Raw genomic sequence first — 24,434 nt, 5'->3', positions numbered from 1 at the left:
CTCTATTTTTGATATAAAAAAAGCACCTGTTACTAAAAGTAATTAGGTGCTTTGGTTTGTTGCCAGCGCAAACTAGCCAGTTTTAAGCAACATGTTGGCGAATCGCTCTAACCGTTCACGTTGCTCGAATTTGTGTTCTTGTTCGGGTTCATGTTTAGGGAGTTTTGGCGCGTTTTTATATGCGGTTAAATCCCACGTTTTATTTGATAGTTTGTTATCAGTGCCATTTTTACGTTGAATAATACTGTTAACAAAGCCATGTTCTACTGCTTCTTGAGCAGTAAACCATGTTTCGGCTTCCATCCAGTCGCGTATTTGTGTTTCATCTGCATTGGCTTTGTTCACATAATCGGCAACAATGGTGTTGTCTACTTTGTCTAACATGTCTGCTGATTTACGCATTTCTGATGCGTTACCAAAACCCATTGTCCATGCGTAGTGGATCATATACATGCCAGATTCGGCTATTTCAATGGTGTCTCCTGCCATAGCAATGCGTGTTGCTGCACTGGCTGCTACACCGTCTATGTGAATGTGAATTTTTGCTTGGTGAGTTATTAAGCTACTGTGAATAGCAGTTGCTTCAAAAACATCACCACCAGGGCTGTTAATGAAAACATCAATGTCGGTAGCGTCAGGAATGCTAAGTAATGCTGTTTTAATCATTTCAGCCGAAACGCCCCACCACGGGTCAATAACGTCATAAATTAGTAACGCGGGACGATTTTCACCTTCAACGGCGAGCGGTGATTTTTGCTGTAGTTTAAAATCAGGCTTTGCATTGTTTTGGCTATTACGTTGAATTAACGCCATAAGTCTGCGACTGTTATTCATTAGTTTTCATCCTGTTGGTTACTGTTAGACGAGGCAATTGGGTCGTATGGTTCGTCAAACTTGCTATTTTTTATTGCGGGTAAATTTTCTAATTTTCGAACTTCGTTTACTGTCATCCATCCTGGACCTTGTGAGCCACCAACCGCCTGACGATAAGCTTCATTACGTTCTTTTAAGGTTAAACGCATCAGACTTGCTGTAATGTATTCAGCAAATTGAGTTTTGTTAATGAATAACTTTCGATTAATTTCTTGTTGGAACCTGTTTAGGTGTGGCCCAAGTGTGTAACGAAGAAAAGATAAACCTATTTCGCCAATGCCGCTGCCCCAACTAGTAGATTTTTGCTCTTGGTTTACCATAAAACTAGGTAGGCCGAATGCCCTGGCTACGTCAGTTATTTGAAATTCACGTGATTCTAATAATTGTGAATCTTTAGCTGATAAACTTAATGTTTTTATGTCAGTGCCGCTGTCTACAACTAGTGGGTATTTAGAATTTTCAGTACCACCATAGGTTTTAACCCAAGCCTCACGAAACGATTGCTTTTGTTCATCGCCCCATTTACCTTGTTTTATTACTGCTACACGTTGCGTTGAACCCGATTTGAAAAATTCACCGCTGTGTTGTTCCATGGCAATTTCAAGACCAATGCTATTAAAAGCACCCCATTGAATAACCGACATAGATTTTAACCCGTTAAAACCAAATCCAGGAAAATGTAGAATATCGTCTTGATCAAAACCTTTTGCTTGACCGTTGAGTTGGAAAAAATAGGTTAGACGCCCTTGCCTGTTCTCAATGGTTACACCTACGGGGCTAATTGGTAGTATTTCTTCGATATCACCATCGTAATTACGTAGTAATACGGCATAGCCGTCACCATGTAATAAGACTGAGGCAACAATATACTCCCAAAAAGCCGCGGCACTCCAAGCCTTGTTTGGTTGAAGATTAAATAGTTGTGATAAATTATGGTTAGCTATTCGTTGTTTATCACCGTTTTCAAGTTGGTCAAATATATGTACGGGCATCTGTGCTATTGCACCAGAAATCAGGCGTACACAGGCAAAAACAATTGAAACTTTCATTGATGTTTTAGGTGTAACACTTGGCCCTGCAAGCGATGGCATCATGCCAAAAAGTTCACCTAATCGATCAATGTCAGTTATGCTAATATCATTGGCGTCTGCAATGTTTTTAACATTAGCTATGTTGGTGTTTTGTTCGCTGTCAGTATTTTGTTTACTGTTGCGACTGAAAAGCTTTTTAAACATTAGAGTTCCAAAAATTCTTGGTTAGAGCCATCTTCTTCGTCTGGAGTCCAAGCTCCGATGAATGATTGCAGCATTGCTATTGCCGTATCTATTTTATTGTCTTTGTGTTCTTTTACTGGGCGAATGTATTTACCGTCCATTGTTTCTTTTGCTATTACATTACCTAAACACCAGGTTAAAACGGGGCAACCTGTATGATGTACACGCTTTTGTCTCAGTAGGTTTTCAAATTCACGCATTGCTGGTGAAAAGTTTGTATAGTTTTGAGCAATTTTAATAGGTTCAATACCTGTTTTGTTATGTACACGTTGCGCGATAGGTGCAGCACCCGCAGGGTCATAAAACAAACCTGTTACAAAACACTCTTCGTTGTCTGCTTCTATGGCACGTTCTACTTCGTCATAATCAATGCTTGAACCATCACATTCTATTAAGTGTTCAGCTTCAATCCAGTCACGGTAAATATCTATTTCGTCTGCTTTCGCTTCAGTTACATATGTGCGAGGGAAAAAGTAGTAATGCGTTTTGCCGTTAATTTCTCTTGTGAAACAATTCACATCAGCGGTTAAATCATCAGATTCTGATAAATCTACGCCTTTAGTGCATTCTTCACCGTAAAATTGTTCTGTTCGTAATTCATGATCAGCTGCTGCGTTCCAATCTTCCATGTTTAACCAAGACTCACGAGCACCAACCCACAAGTTTAAATGCTTAGTTTTAAATGCGTTTTGCTTGCGTGCAGACTGTTTAGCTTTATTAAGCTGAATTTTTATCCCGTCAATATCGACTGATACGCCATAGTTGGGATTAGCTTTTATTAATGAGTTTTCATCTTGCCAGTCGTCTTCCTTATCCATTGTGTAAATGATGCAGAACACAGATTCATCTGTTCGTGTTCCTTCAAGAATTTCTTGGCATTCTTTCCAGTGTTGCCCGCATGGACCAAACCAATTAGAGCCTGCTGTGGAAATTATCCATTCAAGCGGCTGTTCTCGTGCTCCCATGCCTGTAACCATTGTGTCACGTTGACGTTCATCAGGGTGTTCGTGATATTCATCACACAAATAACAACTAGGTGAACCACCATCGCCAGGATCACCAATTAATCGTTCAAACTTACCACCATCTGCAATGCTAGAAATTTGCTGAGCAAGTAATTCTATTTTGAATTTACGTCTAAAAATTGGCTGTTTGGCCGCCATTTTATGCGCGGGCTGAAATACTTCGTTGGCTTGCTTTTGGTTAGTTGCACCGCAGTAAACTTCTGCACCGGGTTCATTGTCATTCGACAACATATACAAACCAATTGGAGCAATCCAAGTTGATTTACCATTTTTACGTGGTACATAAACAGCAGCAGAGCGAAAACGTCGGCGCTGAGTTTTTATGTGTTTCCAACCAAATATTTGAGCAGTACACCATTTTTGCCAAGGACTTAATGATATTAATGATTCTTTGCCTGTTGCCCTTGCCCATTTCCCTTTTACATGATTAAAAGTTTCAATGAAGCGAATAACTTTGTTTGCTGCTTCAATATCAAAATAATAGGGGAATTCTTCTGTGCCTGCGCGTTCTAAATCTCTACTTTCGCGCTCTATTGCTAAACGTTCATACTTGTTAGCAATACGTTTGCCGCTTATTACATCAGCAGCATATTGTTCTATATCAGCAATATGATCTTTCTGAAATGTTGGGTAGTTATTTCGCATTTAGTAAAGATCATCAAAAAGACCGGGCTGTAAATTGTCAAAACGTTTATCTGTTGCTGGACTGCCACCAAGTTGATTAATTAAACTATTAAGTTTACGCCAATCGTCATTGTATTGTGCTACACCTGGTCGAGCTTTAAACTGTTCACCATTACGGCCAACCGTTTTATATTGCCAACCATCCACATCTAACTTTGCTTTAGTGGTTTCCATTCTAGCAACAACAATACAATATTCTTTGAAGAACCTAACAAAGTGTGCTTTCAACCGATTAATTTTCACATAGGCAGGAATATCAGTTTCCCAGACCTTTTGCTCTGGTTTAGACATTCCACGCGGACGCGATTGGAGCGCGATTTTTTTCGCCTCTTTATCACTCATTTCCGCCTTTTCTTCTGCACCAGGAAAAGCAACAACTTTAGATGTTGTATCTTCTGCTAGTTGTGGGTATCTACCTGCCATATAATTTAACCAATTCGTCCTATACTAAGTGGGCTTTTTCTTTTCAAAACCGCCTCGCAAAAAAGTTATCCTACAAAGGCGGTGTACGCTGGGAAGCAATGAACTATTGATACCCCCCTGTTTTCTGTGTTTGTAACGATTCTTGTAATGTTTTCTCTCTATCACATTGTTGGCAAATGGTTTGTAGATTGTTATGGCTATCACCACCACCTTGAGCAATAGGTATGATGTGATCACACACGCCATGATTGCCACCATGCAACTCAACGGAAACTAATTCACCTTTCTTTAAATGTATTTGGCAAAGGAAACGATCACGATTAAAGATGAACTCTCGCGTTCTTTGCCATGCTCGACCACCACGGCCTGATTGTTGGTTACTGCCACGCTTACGTTGAAATGGTTTACGATGAGGGCATGTTTCAGCTTTATGAACTTTACGACACTTGATACACCATGAACCCGGCTTGATTGGCATTACTGATCCTTTGTCCAGTCTCTTAATAGTTGCTTATCAAAATTGCACACGCTTATTGATTGATAAAGTTTTCCAATGAGTTTGATTAAGTCTTGGTTGGTAGCTAACGGCATCACGGGAATAAGACAAGGCTGTATTAATTGTTGTGGTGGCTTCACCTTCTGCACCTGAATCAATGTTACTGTTTTTGTCTCTGGCGTCGATAAGCAACCCGATAACAGCAGTAGGGATAGGCTCATTAGCCCAGTCTTTAACTTGCTCATTAGTGTGCTCCAGTACCGTTAAGTCTTGTTCAAATTGTGTTAGTTGAGAACGTAAGTCTTTTAGCATAGCTAAACGTTGAGCTGCTAATAGCTCTCTACTTTCTATTTCTAACAGTGCTAATTTAATTTCATTGTTTGCTTGCTCAACACTTAAGGTAAGTTCTGCAACCTCTGCACTCTTCCTTATAAGCTTTTGATTTTTATTGATAATTACAAGCTGTTGATTTTCTATTGTATTATTTAAGCTGGACGTGTAGAACCATACTGAACCTGCCAACGTCGCAGCAACTACATACTTAGTTACCGGTGCTGACCATAAGCCAGTAATACCGCTTAATATGCTTAACATAATCAATAGTCTCTTTGCTGTGCTTGCCTGTTATGCTGGGCAAACAATGAATAATAGGTTGATAAAACACTGCGCCACCACACTTAGTTTGTGCTGCTAATATATTGCCAAAGCCTGCGTTATAAGAGGCTAACGCTAATTTGTAGCGTTCTGTTTGTGGTCTAGGGCTGCTCCATCCTTGGTTAAGTTGCTTCATGTAAAGAGCTGCTGCTCTAATTGAATGCGCTGGTAACCAAGGATTATTTAATTTAGGATATTTTCTGGTCATGTCGCGCCAAGTGTTTGGCATGAATTGACATAAACCTTGTGCGCCTACTGGTGATACAGCAAGCGGCTTTAATCTGCTTTCTTGGTAACATTGTGCTTTAAGTAAACGCCAATTTGCACCTACTGGTAAATGAATAGCAGCGTTTTTAAATTCTTTGTCGTACTTATCAGGAAAGAGCGAGGCCGACCAAGAGACACACGGCAACAAAACGCAAGCCGTAATACACAGCTTTTGCCATATCATCTGCTTCATTAATCCAACCTATAAACGGAGCTACACCGATAATGCGGTCGAACCACAATAAAGCGAAGCGAACGCCAACCAAAGCGAATAATGCAATGGTTAGCTTAAATAATAATTCAATAAATACTGCTTCAATGCCAAACATAATTAATTGCCTATTCTATTTTCAATTATGCGATCTAACTTGCCATTGATGTCGCGAAGATCAGTTTTAAGTTCTGAACGAGATAAATCTAAACGTTCTTCGATTCTGTTCACCATGTTTTGAGATTCTTCACGTATTTTGCTTAAACGTGCAGATTCTTGTATTTGTTGTAACTTTAAGTAATCAATAGATTGCGTATTTTTATCAACTCGACGGTCAACCGCAGACGCCCACGCAAATACAGAGCCAGCAATGATAATTGTACTTAACAAATGACCAATACTAATGGTTTTGTCTAAATGCCAATTTCTACGCTCATTGCCCCACGAATGAGGAGCCTCAGTTGTACCCGGTCGCTCTTTGTTCACTGTTTAAGGCCCTTAAAATAAAAAACCCGTTACAGCAACAAACCGTAACGGGTGAAACAACAACAATGGTTAAGCTTGAAAAGCACATACAAAAAAGCCCAAGATTTTTAATCTCGGGCTTTAGTGTATAGCTCTGCATAGCTTAACTAGAAATGTACAGTTTATCCGCGCGGATTTCAACACTTTTTACGCGGCATTTTGAATTAATATTCCTTTTGCTAACAAATGCCCTTCTAACCATGCTTCACCACTAACGAGTAATTGTTTTGTTTTAGTTTCGCCTAAACCAACGTTGATACCAATGTTTTTACAAGAACGTTTATTACGATAGTACATCATCACAATAGCTTTGGTTTTAGGTTTAGTAACACCTAAAAGCGCAATAGCTTTATCAACCAACAAGGCTAAATCATCATCAATATCAACGAACTCAAATTCGCACGGTGTGTTTAACGTTAATCCTAAACCTGCATTTGACCATTTGCCCCACTCAGTTAGTAAACTGGTTACCGATGTATTTATCTGCATGAGCCCCCCTTTTTTACTGTTTTATATACCTGTGTCATAGTGTCATAGAGAAAAAAACCGACCGTGACACAAAGTGTGACAGCCACAGCCCTTATCGCTACTGCTCTACATAAGAGTGTCATACTTGTCATAGTGATATGGTTATATACATTATGGAATTGTATTAAATAGAAAATAGAAAATACGCCTGCCCGCTCGTATGCGCGCGCGTGTGTGTGCGAAAGTACCGTGACACACTGTGACACTATGACACCCCATTTATTTATAAGGTCTGTAGCTGTCACTATTATTGTCACTGTCATGGTTAATAAGCTGTTTTTATTATTTTTCATGGATAAACTGCTCCCAAAAGTCGGTTGGAGGGAAATAAAAAGCAGGTCTCTTGCCATTTATTAATCTTTTCTTTTTGACGAAACCTAACCTATGCATGATCAAACCAACCCGTCTTTGTTCTGGTGGTCGCATTGCTTGAGGGTCCATATCAAGCGCTTCGCCCATTATGTCAGCACAAGAATAGTCAAGCCGTCGATTTTTACGTAACCATTCATGTATAAGCGGTTCCCATACATCAGAATCAAATCTATCCTCTTGTTGCTCGGCAAATAAATGATCGTAGCTCTCATCAGGCCACCAAGGCATGTTATCGACCTGGTACATATGTAATGCCTCAGCCCACAACTGATCTCTGTCGCGTTTTATAGCCTCTTGAGAAATTTTAGTACAAGTAACTGGCCAATAACGCCTATTACCGGTTGAGTCTTTTAGGTACCTGTCTTGGTTGGTGGTACCAACAAACACACATTGACGAGGAAACTCTTGTACCATTCTGCCGTAACTTGGCCGATACCTATCTGTTTGAGAGCCAAAAAACTGTTTTGCCTTAGTGTTTTCAGCTTTGTTAAATGAGTCTAACTCTGCTAGTTCTATCCCCCACATTCCCTGCATTTGTTGAAATGAATCTTTTTCACCTAGTACCATAGGCGTGTCAGTAAACCAGTCACCAAACAAATTATGCAACATAGTAGATTTGCCTAACCCCTGCAAGCCTTCAAGTATTAATACAGTATCAACTTTGACTGGTGGCCGAATAACACGAACAACTGCAGAAACTAAAAAAAACGTACCAACTAATGATGCATAATCAGAGTCTTCAACCCCTAAATATTCATGTAACCAACTAACAACACGTGGGTTACCGTCCCATTGCAGCTTGGTTAAATACTCTTTTACTGGGTGAAAGGCATGTTCCTCTGAATGAACAACAATAGCACCCAATACATCACTGACTTTTGGTGTAAAGCCATAGTTTTCAGATAGGTAAATTCTAAGGCGTTCAGTGTCGGTATCTGTCCACTCACCCTCATTTGACATTTTAAAAGGCGGTTTTTTACGCTTCATAATACGATAACTAAAACTACAATAACCCAAAACACCCTGAAAATATGGGTCGTTTTCTAGCACTAGTTTAGTATTACCAATATTAGCTAAGGGCGTACCTGAATTTGTTTTTTGGAAATCAAGCGTCCAATCGTCATTTACCCCCACTGAACGCTGCCGCGCGTTAGCGTTTTTCGGCGGGTTATTACTAACATCACCCATATTGTCGTTAGCAGAAGGTTGGCCAATAACAGAAAGCAGCTGTTCTTTAACTGCCCCTAACCCTAACTGCACGTGTAAATCGTTCCAGTCGTTAAAGATACTTTGGGTCATTATGCTGCCTTTTCTACAATACTTGAGAAATTAGGCACAGCAACTAACCCACCTACTGCTTCAGCAGCTTCATTGGCTTTAGTAATACCAGGATTACCCTTAGTGTTTGCATCATCGTCAGCACAAATAACAAACCGCTTATTTTTTAACTTGGCTTTTAACTGCGTAGCAACAGAAACTAGGTTACCCGCGTCTAACGCTACCGCGCAAGGCCATTTTGTTGCCATGTGAATACTAGCGCCAGTAGCATAACCTTCTGCCACGGCTATAACATCGGAATTTGATGCTTTACCAATAAAATGAAAACAGCCAGATTTTCGTCCATGCTTTAAAAATAACTTGGTACCGCTTGCTGTAATAATTTGAAGGTTCCAAAGCTTTTTGTTGATGTCAATTAACGGAACAACAAGATCGCCCCGCTTAATATGCAAAAAAGAAAACTCGCGTTTATCACTTGGGGGTAACGTGTCGAAAAAACCCTTGATATTAGGACCGCCACTGATCACATCAGTAGTAAAGTTAGGGTTAAAAACAGCAATAACCGCCATTTTAAAACTATACAAACCAAAAGAAGCCACTTTTTTATTAGTTAAATATTGATTAGAAGCAACAGGTTTAGTGAAATGCTCTACTAAATTACTGGAAAATTCAGCAATTACCCCGTGCCACTGCTTGCGCTCGGCTTGTTCTTTCTCTTCTTGCTTTGCTCTTGCCAATGCACGTTCAGCCTTTTGTTGCTCACGTTTAGCTTTTTCAGCAGGTGATAGTTCTGTTTTATCGGGTTTATAACCACCGTCAATTGCTAACTTAAATACGGTAGCAATAGTGGTACCTCCTGAGCCTTTAACGCTGGACCAGGTATTTTTAAAATCTGTAGTTTTATAACTGCCGGCTGTTTGACTCCATTGGTCTGCAATGTCGTAACCTGCATCACCAAACTCATTTTTAATACCCATTAATACCAGCACCCAATCGTCGCGTGGTACATCAGCATTAACAAAATTAAGCGCATTTTGTAAATCGATTAAACTTGGAAGTTGCATTGTTGTTGTTCCTGCTTGTTGTTTTTACTTACCCGCTTTATTTAACGTTCTTCTTTACTGATTCCGTCAATCCATGACTGAGTTATATCTACTGCATTACTAAGTTCTACTTGATGTCCGAACTGAGGGCAAACAGCTTCTAATAACTCAGCATTATTTCGCATTAACTTTTTTTGCTGTTTTAAGCCATTAATTAACTTTTGTTTTTTTTCTTCTTTACTCATATATCACCTGCTACTTACTTAAATTGAATGCCCCGTCTTCGGCTGATAATCTATACAACGACCAAGAAAACAAACTACCAACCAAAGACAAGGAAAAACTATGTACAAATACCGACTAAAATACCTATGCGGAGAAGGTGACGGCAATGAAAAAACCTATCAGTCAGAAACCCCCGTACAAGTAGGTGATGTTATTGAGTTGCATTTTTATCATCAGGTAACCCAGGTTCTAAAACAAAAGACAGGCGTTCGTCTTGATCTGTCCAAATCTTGTCAATCTGTTGAGGAGGCAAAGCTTGTAAGAGAGCAGCTAGAACATCAGCTAAAGTATTAGCCGCAAATCGCGCTACTTCGGCTTCATTGAATTCTCTATAAGGCCACATTAGTGTGGCTTGAGTTCCAATACCTGAATGATTAACTCCCATCGCAGCAATCCACGTAGCAGCGCGTACCTTTTGTTCTAAACTCGGTTGTGGTGTCACGAATCTATCGAGAATTCTGTGATGTTTATCTTCGCTAGGAGGTAAAATTCCAGCCCACACATTACTGTCTATACTGCGTAATTTTTCTATTAATTCATCTTCACTCATATATCACCTGTATATAAAAACATGATCCCAGCGGTAATTTCATCTAAACCTTGTATTAGCTAAAGTTCACTAATACAACGGGAAAGGAAAGCACCATGAAAACCATTCAATTAAGCCGCTTTATCTTCTGGTGGATAAATATCAGGTCTCAGAAAAGATCGATTAATTCCAAGCGAACTTTCTATTTGAAGAACTCTCATTACTGGAATTTTTTTATCTTTCCATTTACCAATAGCTTGCTCTGTAATACCGAGAACCTCAGCTAATTTTTTTTGAGTGCCACCAGCAGCCTCAATACACTTATTAAATTCTAACGACATATAAACCTCCGATTTACTACATAGTAAACCAATAGGTTATTTAAAGTAAACAAAAAAAACAATAGAATAGTAAACTACTAGTTTAGGGTTATGATATGAAAGAGAATTCTGTAACAAGCCGTTTGTGGCAATCAATGCAAGATAAAAATGTGAGCAAAGCCGATCTAGCAAGAGCTGCGGAGGTAACACCACAAGCTGCGGGGCGGTGGTTCAAAACAAACTCTATAAGTAAAGCCTCCTTAAACGCTTGCGCCAAGTATATGGGAGTTTCACTTACTTGGCTTATGACAGGTGAGGATATTCATTTAGATAAAGAAGCTTCCGAAGACAAGCCTAAATACAATATAAATACCCTACCCCAACACCCAGGTTTTTCTGTTTCCAGAATAGAATCTTGGGATAGCAAAACACCTTTAGATGAAGATGAAGTAGAAGTACCTTTTTATATGGAAGTTGAATTGTCAGCAGGAAATGGCTTTGCTAGCCAAATTGAACACAAAGGCCCTAAGTTAAGGTTTTCTAAATCTACACTAAAAAGACAAGGGGTTGATTCTAGTCATGCTGCTTGTGTACAAGTATCGGGTAACTCAATGGAGCCCGTTATTCCTGACGGAGCCACCGTTGGAATTGATACAGCAAAAAGCAACATTAAAGACGGCGACATGTACGCTATTGATTGGGATGGTGCCCTATATATAAAAACGCTTTATAGAATACCCGGAGGAGGCATACGTATTCGTAGCTTTAACATAGATGAATACCCCGATGAAAATTTAACCAAAGAAGAAGTCAAACACATTAGAGTTATTGGTAGAGTTTTTTGGTATTCAGTTTTAAGGTAAATTCAATGGCAAGGTTTAAGAAACGAGGATCTAAACATTGATATTGATAAAAGATAACCGCCTGATGAGTAATTTAAGAATTATCAATCAAAGTTAAGAATTCTGTATCGCTGAGTATTTCAATTTTTTGACCTTTTTCAATCAACTCTTCTGCTTTGCGGTGTTTGCTGCTTTTACTATATCCAACTAGCAAACTTAAATCTTGTTCGCCAACAACGAGCATCGTTGTCTTTTTAGTTACACTTGAAGAAACATTACACCCAACATTACTGGCTTTTTCAGCTGCTTCAATTTTCGACAAAGATAAATTCCCAGTAAAAACTATAGTTTCCCCGAATAAACGCCCTTTTTCGTTGCCTTTTACATTTTTTATTTTTTCTTGAAACGAGGGAGTAACTGGTTTTTTTATATGACTTAACCATTCTTTAATATCAGTTACGTTTTTAAGTTTACTTGCCTCAATTACAATAAAAGCAGCGGCCTTAGCATCTTCCTCAGCATTATGATGTTGAAATTCATAACCCAGCACATTACAAACATTAGCCAAGCCATAACCTGATGATCCAAATTCATTCTTCCATGCCCTACGTGTTATTTTTGCGGAATCTAACCAAATACAATCTATTTGAGGTAAACCGTATTTTTCAGCAACCTTTTTCATGGAGACTCTATCGAAATGAGTATGGCAGATCACATATTTCCCTGATAACGCATCCCTTAACGTATTATCATATCTATAATAGGGAGGACAACCTTTAACATCTTTTTTAGTGATACCGTGAATAGAGGTATTTATCGGAGAAAAATAGTCTTCTGGATCTATCAACCACGAGGCTGAATCAACAACCTCCCCATCAATCACCTCAGCGATTCCTATTTGACAAATAGAAGACATATCCTCATTTGCTGTTTCAACATCTAATGCTAAAAAACTAAGCCCTTTCATGATCAATTCCTTTTAATAAATTTAATTTAATAAAATCATTGTAATGACACAAAAAAACAATTGCAAAAAAATCTTTACTTTCAATAATATAAACCTTTTGTTTACTTTTATGCTATTTTATACTTGCAAAAACACATAACCCTATGGTTTACTATAAACCAAGGATTTACTTTTACAGGTTTTTATTATGCAAACAACACGAACAGAAACAGGTTACCAATTAGACAACATTCATGTTGATGCTAAACCATTTTCGCGTTTGCCTACTCAACAAGCGAGAGCCTTACTATTTATTGCTAAAGGCTTACCGCAAAAAGTTATTGCTAAAGAAATGGGTGTTAAACCTACCACCGTTAAACAAATGTGTAACGAACTTAGCTTTAAACTTTGTACTAACTCAATGCGCGAAACCGTACACCACGCAATACAACAAGGCATTTTACGCTATACGCTTTGCTTATTACTGTGTGTGTTAAGTGCAACCAACAGTGATTTAGACCGAAGTTTTAGAGTAACACGCGTAAACCGAACCACCAGAACTACCCGGGTGCGACGTTTGCGCGAATTACAAAACGATTTATTAGCCGCTTAGGAGTAACGCCATGACCAAAGTTTTTTTATTACCCGTACCACACGGGAAAAACAATAAACGTGTGTTAGAAAAAATAACACGAGCATCATCAGTAAGCCCTTTGCTGTTGGTGTTTCCTAAGAATGCAACAGCGGTTAATACTGTTGACAACCCACCCCCTGAGCCGCCGAAGGCTGCATAACCTAGGGTGTTCCTACGATTAGCTACCGTAAGTAGCTTATTTAAAACACAACAACAAACAGGAAGAATGGAAATGATTAAATTTGTAATGACTGCAATAACCATAGCAATGATCAACCGTTTAAAAAACCGTATAGCACACATAAACCGCACACTTCACGGTGAACAAATTTACGTGTACGAAACCAACACACAATATTGTGTAATTGCCTTGGTTAATACTACTACCCATCAAATATTGGCTAAATTTGCTGTAAATGTGCATTCACGTAGAGATATATGTTTGGCTAAATCTTTTATTGGTTTAATTGAATTAACTCGCGTTTCAAAACAACTACCCTTAATCGCCTAAGGGTAACTTATGACAAACACAGCACATATAACATTAACAATACCGCAAAACTTTTCAGCGGAAGGTGTGGCTTGGCTTTGGCAACATCCTACGTTAGATACTTTTGTTTGCGGTATTTTATGTGACCAAATAACGTTAAAAATTGACGATTTACGACTTTTTAAAGCCATTATAAACGAAACCAACATGATTATTTACGATTCTTGCGGCAGAACAGGAAGGCAAGTATCGCCACACGTTATAGATGATTTTATAGCAAAGTACCAACCCGAAGAACCTAACAACAAAACAACAACTTGAGGATATACCTATGAGTGAAAAAACCATTACCCCTTTTAGCCAAACGCTTTCTTTTTTAGAGAAAGGTTGTTTGGATGCTGAACTTACTGAGCAATTAGCGGAAGTAATTAAAGGTGTTCGTGAAACTGGCAAACAAGGCACCGTTACCATGCAATTAAAAGTGTCTTTGATGAAAGGTACCGAAGATACAGTAACTATTCAAAGCACTGTAAACAACAAAGTACCACAGTTAGACCGTGCACAAACCATTATGTGGTCAACTTACGATGGTGATTTGATACGTAGTGACCCAAGCCAACAGAATTTAGATTTACGTTCTGTTGAAACATCAAACCCAGCAGCCCCTTTAAAGTCGGCTGTTGGCCAAAACTAACCCCTACCCACTATAACCAATTTATTGGAGAATAATTTAATGAAAACAAATGAATTAGAAGTTCAATTTGAGAATGCAGCCGCTACACATATACACGAATTAACCGATAGCGTGCCATTTGTTGCGGTACCTAATAACCACAACTTAGAAAGCGTTGAGCAATTTTTAGATAACCCTGCACGTATTCGTAAAACGTTGAAAGTGTTAACCCCTGACTCATTTATTAAGTATTTTAATAAATATTGTAACGATGACAGCATGGTAGTGCTGAATGATGATAACCAGTCTATTACTGGTTTATTAGATTACCACGCCGTTGAACAACCTTCATGGTGTGATCATAAAGTGCAATATGCTTGCCCTAATTCGCGTGAATGGACTACATGGAACCGCTTTGATAAACATAAATTTAATCAACTAGAATTTGCTGAATTTATTGAAGAAAACATTAAAGATTTTGCTGAGCCGTCAGGTGGTGAACTGTTAGAAATAGCCACTAAATTTAGTGTTGTTAGAACTGCGGTATTTAGCAATAGCGTTAGGCTGCAATCAGGTGAGTTTGAATTTCAGTTCAGCGAACAGAACAACAGCAAAGGTACCATTACCGTACCCGAAAAAATTGCCGTTGGTATTGCGCCTTTTCATAACGGTGAAAAATATCGTATTGAAGCACGTTTACGTTATCGCTTACGCGATGGCCAATTAACTATTTGGTATGAATTAATTGAACCTGAAAAAACATTAGAAGATGCTTTTAATGAAGTTAAAACCGTTATTCGTAACGGAATTGACAAAGTTCTAATGGTAGAAGCTGCTGCTTAACGTTTAGTAGTTACTGACAGCTAATTCATTATGAGTTAGCTGAATTGTAATTATTGAGAGTAAAGTATGCATAAACAAACAAAAATGGATTCTGTATTAGAAGCACTTTTTAATATTTTAATAGGTGCTGGTATTGCCTTGGTTGCTCAGTTTATTTGGTTTCCCATTTTAGGAAAAAGCTTCACCCTTGGTGAAAACTTAGCAACTACCGCATTTTTTACCTTAGTAAGTTTTATTCGTAGTTATGGTATTAGACGCGCCTTTAATGGCCGTAGTATTTACCAATTATTAAAAGTTAAATTAGGACGATAGTAATGAGTACTTCCCTTTCACACACGCCAGTTAATGAAGTTATTGAACTATTAATCCGCAGTTATAACAATGAAGCAGTAGAATTTGATCTCATGGTTGATCAAATTGAAAAACTGCATGATGAAAACGAAAAATATGTTGCTGTAATTAAAGATTATGAAAAAGGTGCCAGTGGTTTATTGGCTGCCGCTGAAAAATCTGATCAAATGCTAGCGCAAGCGAATAGAGAACGTGATCAGGCGATTAATAAAACTAAAGATTTAGAAATTCAATTACGTGCTTTTAAAGAAATAGCATCAACCCCTAAAAAAGTTCGTGAAAAAATTAAAGGTTACCAGGAGCGCATAGAAAAACAAAAAGCTGATATTGAATCACTATCGCATGGTAGTTAAAAAATGACAGATTTTGAAAAAGCAACACTTGAACAGTTAGTTAGTTTTTATTCGAAAAACGAAACTGACATTGAAAGACTACTACAGTGTGAAAATATGAAAAATAAGGCGATTGCTTATGTTCGCTCCTGGAATGAACAACGAATTAAACTAGGGTTAATTCCCTGGTAAAAAAGGTGTAAAAGTTTTGAGAAAACAGATAAAAAAACGCAGACAAACTGCAAAGCAACAAAAGCTGCTATGGCAGTTTTATCATAATAAATCAAAGTTGTTAGCTAAAAAAAATAAGGCGATAGAATAATGAAATTAATTACATTGCAAGAATGGGCCAACAATCATTTTAGCGTTAAATTTGGTGATAGCACACTAAGCAAATGGGCGCGTGATGGTTTAATTTCCCCCCCTGCTAAGAAAATAGGTAAACGTTGGATGGTACACCCTGCTGCCCAATATGTTGAAACGACTATTGAAGCGCAACGAACTGAACACGCACAAAAAGAATTAAAACAGCTTAAACCAACCAATATTGTGTTAAGTGAGAAGTTATTAAGGATAGTAAACAATGTCTCCAAAGCCGCGTAATTCGTTGAACTTACATCGTATTAAAAACCTTTATATTAAACGTGATACACGAAGCAAAACGGGCTTTAGTTGCCAATATAAAGACCCGCGTTTTGGCGATCCTCGTTTTCCTGATGCTAAAAAACAGTTTCACAGTTTAGGTTCAAACGTAGAAACAGCTAAAGAAGAAGCAACTACACTAAACGCGGTGCTGTATGGCCAAATTGCCAGTGCCAAAGTGAATAGAATTATTGCTAAACCATCTAACACTTGTACTGGTATTCAGCTTAAAGAGTGGATTGAACAATATCTTTTATATTGTCGAAATAAATTAAAAAATGGCGACATGAAACCCAACACATTTAGAACTAAAAAAAATATTGTTCAAGCTATTGAAAATGCACATGGTCAGTTATTTTTTGCGGATATTAACGTTTTACAAATAGATGAATTAATTAATAGTTATGTTAACGCTGGTAAAAATAGAATGGCGCAATCTGTTCGTTCTGTTTATATCGACATTTACAAAGTTGCACTAGGCAAAGGCATACCTTATTTAACCCAAAACGTTGCAGATAAAACACTGAACCCTACGGCTAAAGTTCAACGAGAACGTTTGACGTTTGAACACTTTGAAAAAATCATTAACGCTTACACATACAAACCACACAAATTGTCCGCATTACTTGCTGTAATGACAGGACAACGCCGCACTGATTTATGTTTAATGCGAAAAACAAAAGGTAAAGACTGGGACGAACGCTATAAAGCATACCGCAGAAACCCAAATCATTTTGTGAAAGGTGAATACACCAGTTTTGCTAATTTAGTGCAATACGCCCCCTACTCTTTTATTGAAAAAGATCAGCTGTGCATTTTCCAATTAAAAACTGGGAATTTATTAAGAATACCGCTGTCGCTAACAATGAATAAATTGGGGTTATCAGTTGGTGAAGTAATTAACCAGGCTAATTTATTTGCATTTTCCCCTTTTGTTTTGCACCACATTACTGCAAGAGCGCAAAATAAAAAAGGTGACCCATTGCATGCTGATACAGTATCACGCGCCTTTGCCCGTGCAGTAAAAGCAACAGGAATTAAATACACGTTAAACCAACCAACTTTTCACGAGCTTAGATCATTAGCTGAGCGCGAGTATAGAGAACAAGGCATTAACACACAAAAGTTACTTGGCCATAAGCGTGAAGCAATGACAGAAGTTTATAACGATGTGCGTGGTTGTGATTGGTCTAAAGTTGCAGCGGTATAGTTTTTAAAGTGAGGTAATGTATGAGTACACACGAAATAGAATTAAGTAAAGAAAACCAAGGCCGCGAGCAAACTGTTAGTGGTCGCGTTGAACCCGTTGTTAGTTTGCCGATTAAAGCTATATGGACGCTTGAGTTAAACACAGTATGCCCCAATTGCGGTGAACATTTAGATCTTTTAGATGACGGTGATTTTTGGGAGGAAAACAGAATACAAGCTGGTGAGCATGAAACGGAACAGAGTAAAAATATAGATGCTTGGTGTAAAGAATGTGAGCATGAGTTCAAAGTTGATTTGGCATACTAACCATTACAAACAGGTGCAAATGTTAGCACCAGAGCGAAGCGACAAGCTGTTTTTGTCGCATGATTTGAGTTATTAGTTTGATTAAAATGCAATTAAATATTGATTTTGATGGCGATAAGCCCGAATGGTATTGGAGATACCTTGACTGGGGAGCTCCAGAGTTTTTACTGCACAAAGTTATGACTCGAGATAGTTCTGTATTAGTCAGATATAAAGTAAAGCGGCACGACAAGTGTGAAAACTATCACATCATCAAATCCATGGGGAGTTTATGCGGAACCGTCTTCGGTAGTAATGTTAAAACATTAGATGTTTCATTACCTAGATTAACATTAAAAGAACAAACACAACTTAATGTAACGCAATCAACCTAACCATTAGCCAATATAAGAGTAGTAAACCCCACAATCATAAATTTATTTCTATAATTGAAATAAGCTTCACTTGTTTTAGCTCGTGTGGAAAAATCGTCTTTTATTGCTGAAAGGATACCTTTACATTCATCAATTGTTTTTTGCGAATTTTCTTTTGTAATTACATCACCATTACTTAAGTTATGTGAAACACCATTTTTTTTCACTTCACATGCAGCTACTAATAACTCTTCTTCTTCAGCTTTTTTTAATGAAATAGTTTGAATAGCTAAATCAATTTCTAGTCGTTTTATCCCCAGATAAAGTGATATAAATAAAAAAATTATTGCTAATAGCTCAAACGAATTTTCTGAGAATGCTACTTTTTGAGGAGTATATTTACTTACACTATAAGTAAATATTGCAGCAATTAAACCAACTATATAATAATCATATTTGAGTTGGGCACTTTTCCATAATTTATATGCTTCCAAACTTATTTGTACCATAAGAACTCCACCTTAAGCGGCAATAAAATAGCTGGCTAAAATTAGCGAGGAACGAGCAAAAGCCAGCTGTTTTTTGTCCGTTTGAAGGTCTTATTATATTTTTATTATACGAGGAATCTGCTCTAAAGGACCTCTGTGAAGTTCATGATGCATGGCTTCATGCACTCTTTCTCTTGTGAAAATGTCAACAGATTCCCATAACTCTGGCCCTAAACAAATATCTTCTGACTCACAAATGGCTACATAATTAACAAAATTTTCTAGCTCTTTATCCATTATATGCTCAATCCATTCATTATCATCTGAATACTCAGCCAACCAAGAAACTACTACATGAGTTTGTTCATCAGTTGGAACTAAATTAAATGTAGACATCACTTGCGGGGAAACCATTGCCTGATGATAATATCGTTCTTGAGTGTCTCTCATTGGTGAGAATACTGTACAACTTGATGCCTTAATCATTTTATTGATGACAACCCACTTAGTTTTTAAAATGCCTAATTCGGGTGAGTTATAAGCTAAATATGCTTTATTTAGATAAAATGGTAAGTCATTGTCTATAAATTTTTTCTGCCCCAAGTTTTGAAGTTTAAATTTTTCGAATACAGGTTTAGGAAGTAACTCTTCGCAACGTTCCAGTATCTTTTGCGTTTGAAAATAGGCTAGTTTTTTTCTTGTAATTTCATAAGTGATGGCTCTTAAAAATAATGTTGATGCTTGAAAATAGTCATTTTGAAGTAAGGGTTTCTTCTCAATGGAGGAAAAAACTTGTCCATCATGAGTTTGGCAAAATCCAGGGTAAATAGATGCATTTTTGATTCTCGTTTTTTTTAATGAAAATGCACTTTGACCTTTAGTAAGCACATCATACATATTAAAGTTCATAGCATAAACTTCATCATTAGTGCTTATTGCTTTTAGTTGTCCGCCTCGTTGCTGAGAGTGTGAACCAATAGATTGACTAGAGCAGTTAGGAAAGTTGCATTTAAAGGTCTTTCTCTTCTTAAGCTTTTCAATTTTTCCAATTTCTTTCTTTAGCCGATGATCCACTCAAATCTCCAGAAAAATATAACGAGCCTGTAGAATTTCTCTTTTAGAAAAAACAGCCTCAAAAATTATTAAAAATTAAACCCAAAAACGTGTTGCTACGTGAAATCTGAGGCAATATCCTATTAAAAAATGACTTTTATAGGTTCTCTGAACATAAAATTCATCCGTTATTTTCCGCTTTAGAGAAATTCTACGCCCGCTTAAGCGGACGAAATTTGTTAGCATTATTTGAGTTCACATTGATACCATTTACTTAGTAACTCAACGACAAGTTCTCGATCGTGATTAAACAAAGTAATTCTCAAGTGCTCCTTTATCTTTCTAGATCTGACTGTTCCAATCATGCAAACTACGACAATGACCCCATCTAAAAACATCATTGAATATGGAATAAAGACGGTATCTAGTACATATAAATGATATAAGCCAGAGATAAGCATAAGTGAAGCAAATATTGAAGACATAAAAAAGAAAATATACATAGAATAATAATATTCTAATTGGACACCAAAAGCAGGTGATTTTTCTCTACACTCAATTTCTAATGCATGTAGAGTAGCATGAACTTGCTTGTGGTTAAGTTTATCGATACTTAGTCTATTATTTATGTAATGCTCGCCACCTCTTTCGGATGCCCTAATTTGCGGTTTTGCATGCTCTTGAATAGATTCAAACCACTGATAACTTGCTCTGTAATTTTGATCTTGTTTACGAAAGAAATACTTCTTTATAGGGAATAATAAATCAAACATTAACATCGAGATAAGATGTGAAATACTTATTCCTGCTGTACCCAATGCAAGAATTCCAGCTGTAATTACACTAATACTCAATTTTCCTTTTTCATCAAGAATAAAAGGTAGAATAAAGTCATTATAATTCATCAGTGTAATAATGAGGAGCAACGTGCCTAGAATGGGAATCCTGGGAAAATCAAATTTTACTGTTTTGGAAAACTCCATCAGCTAACCTCCTTTTAATGCTAACGAGCTTGTAGAATAACTCATTTATTATAAATTCTCCCATAAAATAGGGTTGCTAAATGCATTGCCTGTGTCGAGTTAAGCGTTTACAGTACGATACAGGAGCTCAAAAAATTCGTCATTTTGACTGAATTAGTTATTCTACATCCTCAACCGCCTCGTTAGCTGTATTACTCTATTGATTGAATTACCATAACACCGTTTACATTTTTTATAACAATGTTTTTGTTTTTAATTTTATCTAGTTGTACACCACCAATTTGAGCAAGACCACCCATTTGTAAGCCTTTACCCATAGACACACCGCCAATTTTTATTGGATGTTTAGGAGTGTATTGACCGTTATTTACTGCAGTAAAAAGTTGATTAAACTCAACAGTACTAATTTCCCCTTGATTTGGGATTTCACCTGAACAGGCTATCAATAAAAATAAAGACAACGATATTAAAATTTTTCTCATCTGCTTGAAACTCCTAAATACAGCAACAATTTATTAATACTCACTTTACTACTTATCTTATTTGTAACAAATAACATAAGACTTTGCCACTTAAAGATTTTATTAAATTAAGTATAAATCGTTATTGTATGAAAATGCCCCATTTGCGCATTTACCTGAATAGGAGGAGAAACTTGTAAAAACGGTGTATCACACACAGTCACTGGAAAAAATAAATATGAGAATCATTAAATAGAATGTAAGTGTTTTTTCAGGTGAGTAATAAGCTATCCTAGAAGTATTAAACGGTTAATACAGCTTTGTGAATGACGGCTTTGGTGGCAAGGTAGGTTAAACCCCCTAAAGCCAATGTATCAGTTCAGGTTTGAACTAATACTCTAGAACAATGCTCAATATACAACGTTGCAATTTCAACGGAACCGAACACCCTATCAAGCTTGTCTTGAGCTGATGATTTTAAATAGGCTATTTCAGGATTATTATTAGTAGCCAAATATATCCAAGTTGACACAAGTATTGGAGGTGGGAATCCATTCATATATTGGAGGTGGGAATCCATTCATAATTTAATCATCCTTAACTAATCTTTAATTAACTATAGGATGTTTTTTTATAAATGCTAATTTCCTACCTCTTTATCTAATTATTGCATGTTTGAGCATAATGTTATTCATTTTTCAACGCTATACTAATAGGAAAATTACAGTTTGGTTATAATACGCGTAGCGCGATCCAACTGTAATTTTCTGTTTAAGCTCCTTAGTAGGCTTACTTTTTACCGTCTCTGTGTGCAACAGCGAAAATAAACGACACAGGTTTGAATTTACCATCCATTGCTCGTTCTTTTGCTTGTTGATATTCTGCTTTTGCTGAATTAGAGAGAATAGTGTAACTAGCCTTAGCTTCAACAGCTGTTAAAGTTTCAACTACCTTATCAGATGTCCATGAACCACTTACTGTGATTACACTTATACCTGTTGAGACATCCATATCTTTAGGCGTTTTAGCTAAACAATCTTGTAAATGCGCATCCATAAATTCTGTAGTTAAATCGATACGTTTATACTCTAATTGAATTTTACTTGTGTCTGTATTTTTTATTTTACTTTCAATTTCTGCATTAATATCTGCAGATACTCCAGGAGGTACTGGTACTCCATTCATCTGAACAAGAGCAACGATATCTGCACTTAGCTTGTTTGAAAATTTAGTTTGCTCATCATCTTTGAGGGTACCTGTCACATTTTGCAAACCTGATACAACTACGTCAGAATCAGTAATTACGGCTTCAACACAAGCTGATGTTTCAAAAAAGCTTTTAAAGCTTCTCCCTAAATAATTCTTAGGTTTTCCATCATAATCTTTTCCACTTTTGACCTTAGAGTATTGCTGACTTGAATTTGGTTGACAATACGGTGAGGGGTAATCACCGCAAACATATTCTGGGTCAAGGTCGTCATAGTAGGGAACAGATATTCCGCAGCCAGATAATGCCAATACGCCTATAGCTAGTAAGTTATTTTTCATTTTATATCTCCATTTATTAAAATGCCCTCATAGACAACTTACTTCCTATGTAATTCGGCGGTTATTTTTACCTATCGAATGAACTCAATACCCTCTCATAAGCTTAATAGTTTAAAAAGATTACTTGATTGTCATGATTAGATCAATAAGTTAAAAAGCGTTAATTTATTAATGTGAAAAAACAAGTAAAATTCGGTTTGAATTGGGGAATCGTTGGGGAATCATTGGGGAATATATATAAGTTATTGATTTATAAGTACACACGTATATTGCCCATACAGACAAAAAGTATACTCTTAATTTCTTTATAGTTCATAACCTTAACCATTACACTCCCTGTGTTATCTATTTATCAGCTGTTTGAAACTATTTTGGGCTGTTTTGCTTTAAAGGTAAAGTATAATTTTTAGCAATCAAATTTCAAGTAAACTATAAAATTTGATTATTGTTCAAAATGCTTTTATCAATAAGTTGTTTTAATAAATTAGCGCACTTAAGTTTCAAATGTTCCCTAAGTAATCTAACGGCTGGTGTTATTGATTGCCTACTGGGACAAATAAGCCATAGTTCGGTCGGCTTGGGCTTAAACCCCGTTAAAATAGGTACAATATTGTTTGCTAATAAATCGGTAGACAAATCTAAACTTGATTTAGTGGCAATTCCTTTACCAGCAACGCACCAACGCCTAACTATTTCAGCATCATTTGAAATACGATCACTTTTCATTTTAACGCTAATTACACCATCATAATCTTGGTGAGTAAATTCCCAAACATCATTCACCATGTCACGTAATTGATATAAAAGCCCATTATGATTAATTAAATCATTGGGGTGTATCGGTTCACCAAATTTATCTAAATAGCTTTGTGTGGCACAAAGTATTCTTGGTACATTACAAATTTTAAAACCATATAAGCCGCTATCATCAGGCGAACCATATCGAAAAGCAATATCAACGGGATCACGGTAAAAGTCGATTTTACTATCACTCATGTGTAATTTTACGCTCACCCCCGAATATGTCTGCATAAACTCATCAAGCCAAGGTAGAATGATATTGCGCCCTAAATCAGACGGCACCGAAATTCTTAACTCACCGTCAACAATATCTAAATCTTCTTTTACATTTTGTCGTGCTAAATCAAGCATCTGTAACGCTTGTTCGCAATTGGGAATATAACGTTCACCTGCGGCAGAAAGTCGCAATTGTCTGGTTGTTCTAATAAACAACTCTGCACCAAGCGACTTTTCAACTCGTTTAACTGCCGCACTAGCAGTTGCTGTAAGCATATTCAAACATTCGGCCGCTGCCGTAATACTACGAAATTCAGCCACTTTTAAAACCACGTTTAAATCTTCTAATTGCATAATTGTCAAATAATTATTGATAATGATTCAATTATTATGCTGTTTTTATTTTACCTTACAAGCTTTATTATAGCGTCATTAGATAAAACGTCTTAAAGCAATCCTGCTAACCCAATGGAGAA

The 24,434-nt window shown here is 37.1% G+C and carries 36 protein-coding genes; 14 read left to right on the top strand and 22 right to left on the bottom strand.

Features of this window, described 5'->3' with window-relative positions; genetic code table 11:
- Positions 1 to 72: 72 nt before the first annotated feature.
- The 15 genes from ACE1OF_RS05800 to ACE1OF_RS05730 form a co-directional block, all read right to left on the bottom strand.
- The gene (locus tag ACE1OF_RS05800; protein ID WP_448893303.1) at positions 73 to 834 is read right to left on the bottom strand and encodes a head maturation protease, ClpP-related; all 762 of its coding nucleotides are present in this window, start codon (positions 832 to 834) and stop codon (positions 73 to 75) included.
- Positions 834 to 2,108 (bottom strand): phage portal protein, encoded by a 1,275-nt coding sequence (locus ACE1OF_RS05795; protein ID WP_448893302.1) that lies wholly within the window; start codon positions 2,106 to 2,108, stop codon positions 834 to 836. The genes ACE1OF_RS05800 and ACE1OF_RS05795 overlap by 1 nt, the downstream gene beginning before the upstream one ends.
- Positions 2,108 to 3,817 carry a terminase large subunit gene (locus tag ACE1OF_RS05790; RefSeq protein ID WP_448893301.1) on the bottom strand — a complete coding sequence of 570 codons (1,710 nt, stop codon included), beginning with the start codon at positions 3,815 to 3,817 and terminating at the stop codon, positions 2,108 to 2,110. The genes ACE1OF_RS05795 and ACE1OF_RS05790 overlap by 1 nt, the downstream gene beginning before the upstream one ends.
- On the bottom strand, positions 3,818 to 4,279 hold the full coding sequence (locus ACE1OF_RS05785; RefSeq protein WP_448893300.1) for a P27 family phage terminase small subunit: 462 nt from the start codon (positions 4,277 to 4,279) through the stop codon (positions 3,818 to 3,820).
- 103 nt (positions 4,280 to 4,382) lie between these two features.
- Complete coding sequence (locus ACE1OF_RS05780; RefSeq protein ID WP_448893299.1) at positions 4,383 to 4,757, bottom strand: HNH endonuclease; 375 nt, start codon at positions 4,755 to 4,757, stop codon at positions 4,383 to 4,385.
- Positions 4,757 to 4,996, bottom strand: coding sequence for an Rz1-like lysis system protein LysC (gene lysC, locus ACE1OF_RS05775; RefSeq protein WP_448893362.1), 240 nt, complete (start codon positions 4,994 to 4,996; stop codon positions 4,757 to 4,759). The genes ACE1OF_RS05780 and lysC overlap by 1 nt, the downstream gene beginning before the upstream one ends.
- Before the next feature lie 320 nt (positions 4,997 to 5,316).
- Positions 5,317 to 5,844, bottom strand: coding sequence for a transglycosylase SLT domain-containing protein (locus ACE1OF_RS05770; protein ID WP_448893298.1), 528 nt, complete (start codon positions 5,842 to 5,844; stop codon positions 5,317 to 5,319).
- On the bottom strand, positions 5,804 to 6,025 hold the full coding sequence (locus ACE1OF_RS05765; RefSeq protein WP_448893297.1) for a hypothetical protein: 222 nt from the start codon (positions 6,023 to 6,025) through the stop codon (positions 5,804 to 5,806). Before ACE1OF_RS05765 ends, ACE1OF_RS05770 begins: the two co-directional genes overlap by 41 nt.
- A 2-nt stretch (positions 6,026 to 6,027) precedes the next feature.
- Positions 6,028 to 6,393 carry a hypothetical protein gene (locus ACE1OF_RS05760; protein ID WP_448893296.1) on the bottom strand — a complete coding sequence of 122 codons (366 nt, stop codon included), beginning with the start codon at positions 6,391 to 6,393 and terminating at the stop codon, positions 6,028 to 6,030.
- A 186-nt stretch (positions 6,394 to 6,579) separates the two neighbouring features.
- On the bottom strand, positions 6,580 to 6,921 hold the full coding sequence (locus ACE1OF_RS05755) for a hypothetical protein (RefSeq protein WP_448893295.1): 342 nt from the start codon (positions 6,919 to 6,921) through the stop codon (positions 6,580 to 6,582).
- A 321-nt stretch (positions 6,922 to 7,242) separates the two neighbouring features.
- Positions 7,243 to 8,631: a VapE domain-containing protein gene (locus ACE1OF_RS05750; protein ID WP_448893294.1), complete on the bottom strand. Its 1,389-nt coding sequence runs from the start codon at positions 8,629 to 8,631 to the stop codon at positions 7,243 to 7,245.
- Positions 8,631 to 9,674 (bottom strand): PriCT-2 domain-containing protein, encoded by a 1,044-nt coding sequence (locus tag ACE1OF_RS05745; RefSeq protein ID WP_448893293.1) that lies wholly within the window; start codon positions 9,672 to 9,674, stop codon positions 8,631 to 8,633. Before ACE1OF_RS05745 ends, ACE1OF_RS05750 begins: the two co-directional genes overlap by 1 nt.
- 41 nt (positions 9,675 to 9,715) lie before the next feature.
- The gene (locus ACE1OF_RS05740) at positions 9,716 to 9,898 is read right to left on the bottom strand and encodes a hypothetical protein (RefSeq protein WP_448893292.1); all 183 of its coding nucleotides are present in this window, start codon (positions 9,896 to 9,898) and stop codon (positions 9,716 to 9,718) included.
- Between the two features lie 191 nt (positions 9,899 to 10,089).
- On the bottom strand, positions 10,090 to 10,488 hold the full coding sequence (locus tag ACE1OF_RS05735) for a hypothetical protein (RefSeq protein WP_448893291.1): 399 nt from the start codon (positions 10,486 to 10,488) through the stop codon (positions 10,090 to 10,092).
- A gap of 110 nt (positions 10,489 to 10,598) precedes the next feature.
- Positions 10,599 to 10,808: a Cro/CI family transcriptional regulator gene (locus tag ACE1OF_RS05730; protein WP_448893290.1), complete on the bottom strand. Its 210-nt coding sequence runs from the start codon at positions 10,806 to 10,808 to the stop codon at positions 10,599 to 10,601.
- 95 nt (positions 10,809 to 10,903) lie between these two features.
- On the opposite strand from ACE1OF_RS05730, the gene ACE1OF_RS05725 reads away from it, so the two are divergent.
- Positions 10,904 to 11,650, top strand: a complete 747-nt coding sequence (locus ACE1OF_RS05725) for an XRE family transcriptional regulator (protein WP_448893289.1) — start codon at positions 10,904 to 10,906, stop codon at positions 11,648 to 11,650.
- Positions 11,651 to 11,723: 73 nt separating this feature from the next.
- On the opposite strand, the gene ACE1OF_RS05720 is transcribed toward ACE1OF_RS05725, so the two are convergent.
- Positions 11,724 to 12,596 (bottom strand): exonuclease domain-containing protein, encoded by an 873-nt coding sequence (locus ACE1OF_RS05720; RefSeq protein WP_448893288.1) that lies wholly within the window; start codon positions 12,594 to 12,596, stop codon positions 11,724 to 11,726.
- A gap of 187 nt (positions 12,597 to 12,783) precedes the next feature.
- Between ACE1OF_RS05720 and ACE1OF_RS05715 the strand changes: the two genes are divergently transcribed.
- From ACE1OF_RS05715 to ACE1OF_RS05655, 13 genes are all read left to right on the top strand, one after another.
- Entirely contained in the window at positions 12,784 to 13,188 is a 405-nt protein-coding gene (locus ACE1OF_RS05715) for a helix-turn-helix transcriptional regulator (protein ID WP_448893287.1), read from the top strand.
- 10 nt (positions 13,189 to 13,198) lie between these two features.
- Positions 13,199 to 13,369: a hypothetical protein gene (locus ACE1OF_RS05710; RefSeq protein ID WP_448893286.1), complete on the top strand. Its 171-nt coding sequence runs from the start codon at positions 13,199 to 13,201 to the stop codon at positions 13,367 to 13,369.
- A 72-nt stretch (positions 13,370 to 13,441) separates the two neighbouring features.
- Positions 13,442 to 13,720 carry a hypothetical protein gene (locus tag ACE1OF_RS05705; protein WP_448893285.1) on the top strand — a complete coding sequence of 93 codons (279 nt, stop codon included), beginning with the start codon at positions 13,442 to 13,444 and terminating at the stop codon, positions 13,718 to 13,720.
- A gap of 9 nt (positions 13,721 to 13,729) precedes the next feature.
- Complete coding sequence (locus tag ACE1OF_RS05700; protein WP_448893284.1) at positions 13,730 to 14,020, top strand: hypothetical protein; 291 nt, start codon at positions 13,730 to 13,732, stop codon at positions 14,018 to 14,020.
- A gap of 10 nt (positions 14,021 to 14,030) precedes the next feature.
- A complete protein-coding gene (locus tag ACE1OF_RS05695; RefSeq protein ID WP_448893283.1) occupies positions 14,031 to 14,393 on the top strand; it encodes a hypothetical protein in 363 nt (120 codons plus the stop codon).
- A 39-nt stretch (positions 14,394 to 14,432) separates the two neighbouring features.
- Positions 14,433 to 15,215, top strand: a complete 783-nt coding sequence (locus tag ACE1OF_RS05690; protein WP_448893282.1) for a DUF2303 family protein — start codon at positions 14,433 to 14,435, stop codon at positions 15,213 to 15,215.
- A 66-nt stretch (positions 15,216 to 15,281) separates the two neighbouring features.
- The gene (locus ACE1OF_RS05685) at positions 15,282 to 15,527 is read left to right on the top strand and encodes a DUF7220 family protein (protein WP_448893281.1); all 246 of its coding nucleotides are present in this window, start codon (positions 15,282 to 15,284) and stop codon (positions 15,525 to 15,527) included.
- Between the two features lie 2 nt (positions 15,528 to 15,529).
- Positions 15,530 to 15,919 (top strand): hypothetical protein, encoded by a 390-nt coding sequence (locus ACE1OF_RS05680; protein WP_448893280.1) that lies wholly within the window; start codon positions 15,530 to 15,532, stop codon positions 15,917 to 15,919.
- Between the two features lie 3 nt (positions 15,920 to 15,922).
- A complete protein-coding gene (locus ACE1OF_RS05675) occupies positions 15,923 to 16,090 on the top strand; it encodes a hypothetical protein (protein WP_448893279.1) in 168 nt (55 codons plus the stop codon).
- Positions 16,091 to 16,219: 129 nt separating this feature from the next.
- Positions 16,220 to 16,501, top strand: a complete 282-nt coding sequence (locus ACE1OF_RS05670) for an excisionase (RefSeq protein ID WP_448893278.1) — start codon at positions 16,220 to 16,222, stop codon at positions 16,499 to 16,501.
- Positions 16,482 to 17,750, top strand: coding sequence for a tyrosine-type recombinase/integrase (locus ACE1OF_RS05665; RefSeq protein WP_448893277.1), 1,269 nt, complete (start codon positions 16,482 to 16,484; stop codon positions 17,748 to 17,750). Before ACE1OF_RS05670 ends, ACE1OF_RS05665 begins: the two co-directional genes overlap by 20 nt.
- Before the next feature lie 20 nt (positions 17,751 to 17,770).
- Positions 17,771 to 18,055 (top strand): hypothetical protein, encoded by a 285-nt coding sequence (locus ACE1OF_RS05660; RefSeq protein WP_448893276.1) that lies wholly within the window; start codon positions 17,771 to 17,773, stop codon positions 18,053 to 18,055.
- Positions 18,056 to 18,132: 77 nt separating this feature from the next.
- Complete coding sequence (locus ACE1OF_RS05655) at positions 18,133 to 18,429, top strand: hypothetical protein (RefSeq protein WP_448893275.1); 297 nt, start codon at positions 18,133 to 18,135, stop codon at positions 18,427 to 18,429.
- Here the strand turns inward: ACE1OF_RS05655 and ACE1OF_RS05650 are convergent.
- The 6 genes from ACE1OF_RS05650 to ACE1OF_RS05625 all read right to left on the bottom strand — a co-directional run bounded on the left by ACE1OF_RS05650 (position 18,426) and on the right by ACE1OF_RS05625 (position 24,312).
- The gene (locus tag ACE1OF_RS05650) at positions 18,426 to 18,917 is read right to left on the bottom strand and encodes a hypothetical protein (RefSeq protein WP_448893274.1); all 492 of its coding nucleotides are present in this window, start codon (positions 18,915 to 18,917) and stop codon (positions 18,426 to 18,428) included. The genes ACE1OF_RS05655 and ACE1OF_RS05650 overlap by 4 nt on opposite strands.
- 93 nt (positions 18,918 to 19,010) lie before the next feature.
- The gene (locus ACE1OF_RS05645; protein ID WP_448893273.1) at positions 19,011 to 19,970 is read right to left on the bottom strand and encodes a hypothetical protein; all 960 of its coding nucleotides are present in this window, start codon (positions 19,968 to 19,970) and stop codon (positions 19,011 to 19,013) included.
- A 224-nt stretch (positions 19,971 to 20,194) separates the two neighbouring features.
- Entirely contained in the window at positions 20,195 to 20,932 is a 738-nt protein-coding gene (locus ACE1OF_RS05640) for a hypothetical protein (RefSeq protein ID WP_448893272.1), read from the bottom strand.
- Positions 20,933 to 21,123: 191 nt separating this feature from the next.
- Complete coding sequence (locus tag ACE1OF_RS05635; protein ID WP_448893271.1) at positions 21,124 to 21,414, bottom strand: hypothetical protein; 291 nt, start codon at positions 21,412 to 21,414, stop codon at positions 21,124 to 21,126.
- Positions 21,415 to 22,182: 768 nt separating this feature from the next.
- Complete coding sequence (locus tag ACE1OF_RS05630) at positions 22,183 to 22,941, bottom strand: hypothetical protein (RefSeq protein ID WP_448893270.1); 759 nt, start codon at positions 22,939 to 22,941, stop codon at positions 22,183 to 22,185.
- 429 nt (positions 22,942 to 23,370) lie between these two features.
- On the bottom strand, positions 23,371 to 24,312 hold the full coding sequence (locus ACE1OF_RS05625; protein WP_448893269.1) for a LysR family transcriptional regulator: 942 nt from the start codon (positions 24,310 to 24,312) through the stop codon (positions 23,371 to 23,373).
- Positions 24,313 to 24,434: the final 122 nt, after the last annotated feature.

The organism is Colwellia sp. E150_009 (assembly GCF_053543955.1).
This window is presented reverse-complemented; position numbering and strand designations above follow the sequence as displayed.

Bases quoted from the DNA above. Each gene is read 5' to 3' on its own strand.
- ACE1OF_RS05650 (WP_448893274.1), bottom strand. From the start codon at position 18,917: ATGGTACAAATAAGTTTGGAAGCATATAAATTATGGAAAAGTGCCCAA.
- ACE1OF_RS05630 (WP_448893270.1), bottom strand. From the start codon at position 22,941: ATGAAAAATAACTTACTAGCTATAGGCGTATTGGCATTATCTGGCTGC.
- ACE1OF_RS05660 (WP_448893276.1), top strand. From the start codon at position 17,771: ATGAGTACACACGAAATAGAATTAAGTAAAGAAAACCAAGGCCGCGAG.
- ACE1OF_RS05725 (WP_448893289.1), top strand. From the start codon at position 10,904: ATGAAAGAGAATTCTGTAACAAGCCGTTTGTGGCAATCAATGCAAGAT.
- ACE1OF_RS05790 (WP_448893301.1), bottom strand. From the start codon at position 3,817: ATGCGAAATAACTACCCAACATTTCAGAAAGATCATATTGCTGATATA.
- lysC (WP_448893362.1), bottom strand. From the start codon at position 4,996: ATGAGCCTATCCCTACTGCTGTTATCGGGTTGCTTATCGACGCCAGAG.
- ACE1OF_RS05705 (WP_448893285.1), top strand. From the start codon at position 13,442: ATGATTAAATTTGTAATGACTGCAATAACCATAGCAATGATCAACCGT.
- ACE1OF_RS05625 (WP_448893269.1), bottom strand. From the start codon at position 24,312: ATGCAATTAGAAGATTTAAACGTGGTTTTAAAAGTGGCTGAATTTCGT.
- ACE1OF_RS05720 (WP_448893288.1), bottom strand. From the start codon at position 12,596: ATGAAAGGGCTTAGTTTTTTAGCATTAGATGTTGAAACAGCAAATGAG.
- ACE1OF_RS05735 (WP_448893291.1), bottom strand. From the start codon at position 10,488: ATGAGTGAAGATGAATTAATAGAAAAATTACGCAGTATAGACAGTAAT.
- ACE1OF_RS05780 (WP_448893299.1), bottom strand. From the start codon at position 4,757: ATGCCAATCAAGCCGGGTTCATGGTGTATCAAGTGTCGTAAAGTTCAT.
- ACE1OF_RS05730 (WP_448893290.1), bottom strand. From the start codon at position 10,808: ATGTCGTTAGAATTTAATAAGTGTATTGAGGCTGCTGGTGGCACTCAA.
- ACE1OF_RS05640 (WP_448893272.1), bottom strand. From the start codon at position 20,932: ATGGAGTTTTCCAAAACAGTAAAATTTGATTTTCCCAGGATTCCCATT.
- ACE1OF_RS05700 (WP_448893284.1), top strand. From the start codon at position 13,730: ATGACAAACACAGCACATATAACATTAACAATACCGCAAAACTTTTCA.
- ACE1OF_RS05695 (WP_448893283.1), top strand. From the start codon at position 14,031: ATGAGTGAAAAAACCATTACCCCTTTTAGCCAAACGCTTTCTTTTTTA.
- ACE1OF_RS05800 (WP_448893303.1), bottom strand. From the start codon at position 834: ATGAATAACAGTCGCAGACTTATGGCGTTAATTCAACGTAATAGCCAA.
- ACE1OF_RS05755 (WP_448893295.1), bottom strand. From the start codon at position 6,921: ATGCAGATAAATACATCGGTAACCAGTTTACTAACTGAGTGGGGCAAA.
- ACE1OF_RS05785 (WP_448893300.1), bottom strand. From the start codon at position 4,279: ATGGCAGGTAGATACCCACAACTAGCAGAAGATACAACATCTAAAGTT.
- ACE1OF_RS05635 (WP_448893271.1), bottom strand. From the start codon at position 21,414: ATGAGAAAAATTTTAATATCGTTGTCTTTATTTTTATTGATAGCCTGT.
- ACE1OF_RS05750 (WP_448893294.1), bottom strand. From the start codon at position 8,631: ATGACCCAAAGTATCTTTAACGACTGGAACGATTTACACGTGCAGTTA.
- ACE1OF_RS05670 (WP_448893278.1), top strand. From the start codon at position 16,220: ATGAAATTAATTACATTGCAAGAATGGGCCAACAATCATTTTAGCGTT.
- ACE1OF_RS05765 (WP_448893297.1), bottom strand. From the start codon at position 6,025: ATGTTTGGCATTGAAGCAGTATTTATTGAATTATTATTTAAGCTAACC.
- ACE1OF_RS05680 (WP_448893280.1), top strand. From the start codon at position 15,530: ATGAGTACTTCCCTTTCACACACGCCAGTTAATGAAGTTATTGAACTA.
- ACE1OF_RS05715 (WP_448893287.1), top strand. From the start codon at position 12,784: ATGCAAACAACACGAACAGAAACAGGTTACCAATTAGACAACATTCAT.
- ACE1OF_RS05795 (WP_448893302.1), bottom strand. From the start codon at position 2,108: ATGTTTAAAAAGCTTTTCAGTCGCAACAGTAAACAAAATACTGACAGC.
- ACE1OF_RS05685 (WP_448893281.1), top strand. From the start codon at position 15,282: ATGCATAAACAAACAAAAATGGATTCTGTATTAGAAGCACTTTTTAAT.
- ACE1OF_RS05740 (WP_448893292.1), bottom strand. From the start codon at position 9,898: ATGAGTAAAGAAGAAAAAAAACAAAAGTTAATTAATGGCTTAAAACAG.
- ACE1OF_RS05675 (WP_448893279.1), top strand. From the start codon at position 15,923: ATGACAGATTTTGAAAAAGCAACACTTGAACAGTTAGTTAGTTTTTAT.
- ACE1OF_RS05710 (WP_448893286.1), top strand. From the start codon at position 13,199: ATGACCAAAGTTTTTTTATTACCCGTACCACACGGGAAAAACAATAAA.
- ACE1OF_RS05665 (WP_448893277.1), top strand. From the start codon at position 16,482: ATGTCTCCAAAGCCGCGTAATTCGTTGAACTTACATCGTATTAAAAAC.
- ACE1OF_RS05690 (WP_448893282.1), top strand. From the start codon at position 14,433: ATGAAAACAAATGAATTAGAAGTTCAATTTGAGAATGCAGCCGCTACA.
- ACE1OF_RS05745 (WP_448893293.1), bottom strand. From the start codon at position 9,674: ATGCAACTTCCAAGTTTAATCGATTTACAAAATGCGCTTAATTTTGTT.